Source organism: Alteromonas sp. BZK5 (assembly GCF_014349115.1).
GTDB classification, from domain to species: domain Bacteria; phylum Pseudomonadota; class Gammaproteobacteria; order Enterobacterales; family Alteromonadaceae; genus Alteromonas; species Alteromonas macleodii.
In genome coordinates this window covers 1-4,552 of the sequence record NZ_JACSOE010000150.1, presented here as the reverse complement: position 1 = coordinate 4,552, position 4,552 = coordinate 1, and the positions used below count along the sequence as shown (strand labels likewise).

Here is a 4,552-nt window from a genome sequence, read left to right as displayed (position 1 = left end):
GCGATGAATGACCAAGAACTTGCCGCAGTTAATCAAAATACGTTAATCAACGATACACAGTTCGCTCGCCTAAACACTTGGGTCGACAAGCACTATCGCGATGAATTAGGTGAAGATGACTTGCGCGATCCGCAGCTGCTAATTGAATCTCGTACTGCGCTTGATGAGCTTACACAAATCCTTAAAATTGGCTCGGTTTACCCATTCCAACAGGCGTAACAATCTTTATTTACGCACCTATTCTGCTTTAAAGCTACCATCAAAACAAAAAGCCCGACGCTTGCGTCGGGCTTTCTTTCAAGGAATCAGCTGATACTACTTAATAACTTGTGCAGCTTAATCAAAGTCGGTACAGCTGTTTGACATCCCAAATGGGTTCGCCGGAAGCCCTGCACCTTCATTAGTCAGGTCTTCAGAACTAACTCCTAGCCTGTAAAAGTGGTCAGCGCTCGACTCACTACCATTAGACTGCCCGAATATTGTAATGACGGTATCGTACCAGTAGCCATAGCTTGCTGGGTAACGATAGATTAATTCAGCTTGCCCGTTTATGTCGGTCACGCCATTACCCCCGACTGAGATAGTCCCCACAATACCAGGCGTTAAGAATGTGTCACCATTTGTATCTTCTCCGGCGTCTAATATACCATTGCTATTTGCATCTTCATTTTGGCAAACCGCTGTTACGATTGGCTCCCAAATAGAACGGTCTTCGTTCCAGTTCCATCGTCCTTTTAGATAAATTCCTCTGTTGTCCGGTTCAGTTCGCTTAACTGGGGTAGCAGAAGCTGTTAACGACACTCCACTAACGGGTCTCCCAGCTGAGTCAGAAACAAAGACAGCAAAGCGCTTAAGGTACGTTTCTGTGTCTGGCTCTTCAAGTGTGTTTCCTGTACCAATAGAAATATCAAACGGTCTACTTCCTACCGTCATATTTACGGTGTCACGAATTGAAGGGTTGCTCGCGACTTCTGCTGAAATAATCACAGCATCTTCGCTTGACGTAGACCCTGACGTGAAAACAGTAGAAGCTACGCCATTACTGTCTGTTCGAGACTGAGAAGGTGAGATAAACCCTGTAGATGTATCGTTAACATTGAAATTGATAACTTGATCTTTAACCAAGTTTCCACTCGGATCTCTTACGATTGCGGTTATAGTACTCGTTTGACCGTCTGGCCCTATTATATCTGGCGTTGCATCAGCGATGAGGGTTGCTGGTACAACCGCGATAAACGCAACTTCTTCTACCGCACTAACCGAAGAACCATCGCTACTGTCGAGGCCAGTTGCGGTAAGCGAGGCAATTCCTGCATTATCAGCCTGAATAGAAACTTGGGCAACGCCGTTTGAATCTGTCGTACTTGTGCTTCCATTTACAAACTCACCGCGAGAAATACTAAATGTAACTTCTTGCCCCACGACTGGCAGGTTATCCTTGAGCCATTGGACAGAAACCAAGGTTGGCGTGTTTAATGGTATTTCAGACTGTGGAATATTGTCGAAGTCAAATTCATCTTGTTGAACTTGGATAGTAACTACAGTGAGCGCACCTAGAGCGCGCACATTGAATGAGTCGGTACCTGATTGGACGGCTGTATATGTAACGCTTACTTGGCCATTTGCGCCTGTGGTAACTGCCGTATTGTCAAATGTTCCCGTGCCGGGCTCGATGATTATAGACTCATTTCCCAATGGGTTGCCGTCAGAATCTTGCACTCTCAATGTAAATTCGGCTGTACTGTTTAGAATAACAGATGAAGGTCCGTTAGCAGTGACTTCTGTCCCGCTGATTTCAATCAAAATTTTCTCAGCCGGCAGGCTCCCAGCTTGGGCAAAAACCTCAGCAGGCCTGTTCATCGCATTATTTCGTGTTGACACAAATGCTCTAGCAGTACCATCTTCCGCGGTAACAGGTTGACTTAATTGAATTTGTAAACCGTCTTCATTCTCAGCGAAAAAAGATACATCGACTCCTTCCATCAACACACTTTGCGCATTTTTCACCAAAGCAATAAGCTCAATTTGGTCGTTACCACTCGATGGCAATAAAATACTACTTGCGAACAGGTCTAGTGAAGCAGGCTCTTCACTTACCGTTGTACTGCCCGTAGAGCTGAATGTAGTTGAATCCGCTTCACCAGTTGACAAAGTAGCCGTTACTTCACCATCCCCTGATGCGCTTCCCACCGACATACCGATCGACGCTACGCCTTCTGCATTAGTCAGTGCAGTGGCAGTATCGTTAGAAAACGTCGCTAAATCATCATTGCTCAATGAGAAAGTTAGGAGCAAATCGGCCTGAGGCTCACCCTCAGAATTAGTCACGGTTGCCAGCGCAACCAATGCGTTGCTAGAAGATAAGCTGTTATCTGCTTCCCCAGCTGCATTTTGTAGGGCTAGCGATACACTTATTGTTGTTGGGTCGGTGCTTGTCACCGCTGTGGCTGAAAACGTGGTAGTTCCCGTTTCGCCGCTACCGAGCGCAGCGGTAATTTCGCCATCTCCAGAAGCCGTGCTGGCATTAAGGCGTAATCGGGCTACACCATTTGAATTTGTACGCGCCGTTCCCGTGTCGTTGCCAAACTCGGCTAGTTGTTCGTTGCTTAGCGTAAAGGTTAGTAACGCGTCTGCATGCGGATTGCCATCTTGATCTGACACGGTCGCAACAACAAACAGACTATTGTCTTCAGAAAGGCTGTTGTCGCTTGCTCCACTTTCATTTTCAAGTGTTAAAGCGATTGAATAGGTTGGTGATGTGGTACCGCCGTCTCCGCTTCCGTTATCCGTGTTATCTCGAGAGACTGATGAACCGCCCCCACCACATGCTGTTAGCATAAATAATGCGCTAATTAGGCTTAGCGTTTTCGCTAATGTCGACATAATTCGTTCCTGAACCTCTTTTATTGACAATTGCGTCGTTTTTTATGTTTAAAAATCAACTGAATCTGGCACACTACGAAAGATTAAAAATATAAAAATGCACAGGGAACATTAATGTCTTCATCTGCACATAAATATAGTTTAACCGCCCGCATCTTTATCGGCATGGCTGCCGGTATCTTGACTGGTGTCTTTCTCCAATTATTGTTTGATGATAGCGGAGATTTTACGTTTTCGATATTCGGTTTAGCGTTCTCAACGTATAACATTCTTGTAGAAGGTATATTTTCCACTCTCGGCCAAATATTTATTGCCAGCTTAAAAATGCTTGTGGTTCCTCTTGTGTTTGTTTCCTTAATTTGCGGAACCAGCACACTGTCTGACCCTAGTAAATTGGGAAGACTTGGTGCAAAGTCAGTCGGACTCTATGTTGTCACAACCGCCATTGCCATAACACTAGCCATGAGTATAGCTTTAGTGGTGTCTCCGGGTGATGGGCTAAATCTAACAACAGAAACTACTTTCCAAGCGAAAGAGGCCCCTAGCCTGTCTGACGTTATCGTTAACATGTTCCCAAGCAACCCAATTAACTCAATGGCACAGGGCAACATGCTACAGATCATTGTGTTCGCCGTACTGTTTGGTATAGCTATGGCGATGACAGGTGATGCGGGCAAGCGTCTTACCGCTATCTTTGAAGATATTAATACGGTAATCATGCGTCTTGTAACCATCATCATGAACTTAGCGCCATACGGCGTGTACGTGTTGATGGCGAAACTCTTCTCCACTATTGGTGGCGAAACAATTCTGAGCCTGGCGAAATATTTCTTCTTAGTATTTGGCGTGTTAATCCTTCACGGCCTGGTAACCTACTCAGTGCTGCTAAAAGCTCTATCGGGATTAAACCCTGTTATCTTGATGAAGAAAATGCGTGACGCTGCGCTATTCGCATTTAGTACCTCAAGCAGTAGCGCTACCTTGCCCGTCACTATGGAAACGGCGAAAAACAAGCTTGGCGTAGGTAACTCGGTATCGTCGTTCACCCTGCCGCTAGGCGCAACAATTAACATGGACGGCACGGCCATAATGCAGGGTGTTGCCACGGTCTTTATTGCTCAGGTTTACGCTGTCGATTTAAGCCTTGGCGACTATATGATGGTAGTACTTACCGCCACCCTTGCTTCAATCGGAACCGCCGGTGTGCCAGGTGTGGGCCTTATCATGCTAGCTATGGTATTGCAGCAAGTGAACCTACCGGTTGAAGGGATCGCACTTATTATCGGTGTAGACAGACTGCTGGATATGACACGCACTGCGGTAAACATTACAGGCGACTGTATGGTGTCGTGCATTGTAGCTAAAAGCGAAGGAGCATTGGACGAAAGCGTTTATAACGATCCTAAAGCCGGTTTGAAGCAGGAAGATGTGGACTTCGAACATTTTGAAAAGAATAAATAACGACTACAAAAGCTTCTTTAGCTCGATTTACATATGAGTTTACAGAAGCAGTCGCATACTAAAAAGGCCAGCATCAATTGCTGGCCTTTTTAGTTAGTTGCGTGCTCCGTTATACCATATATGGACCCTCTCCGATTGCAAGACACCGTGTTGATTTAATAACGTGATTCATTGCTGCCATATATTCGGCTTTTTCGTGAAGTCAATT

At 45.5% G+C, this 4,552-nt stretch carries 3 protein-coding genes; 2 read left to right on the top strand and 1 reads right to left on the bottom strand.

The genetic code is table 11. The annotated features are described in order from the left end of the window. Positions 1-219: N-succinylarginine dihydrolase (locus tag BIZ39_RS20290; RefSeq protein ID WP_187447894.1), on the top strand; the 219-nt coding region annotated here is incomplete at its 5' end. A gap of 117 nt (positions 220-336) precedes the next feature. Here BIZ39_RS20290 and BIZ39_RS20285 read toward each other — a convergent pair. Then, positions 337-2,883: an Ig-like domain-containing protein gene (locus tag BIZ39_RS20285; RefSeq protein WP_187447893.1), complete on the bottom strand. Its 2,547-nt coding sequence runs from the start codon at positions 2,881-2,883 to the stop codon at positions 337-339. Positions 2,884-2,997: 114 nt separating this feature from the next. Here BIZ39_RS20285 and BIZ39_RS20280 point away from each other — a divergent pair, with 114 nt between their 5' ends. Then, complete coding sequence (locus BIZ39_RS20280) at positions 2,998-4,344, top strand: dicarboxylate/amino acid:cation symporter (protein WP_049589117.1); 1,347 nt, start codon at positions 2,998-3,000, stop codon at positions 4,342-4,344. Positions 4,345-4,552: the final 208 nt, after the last annotated feature.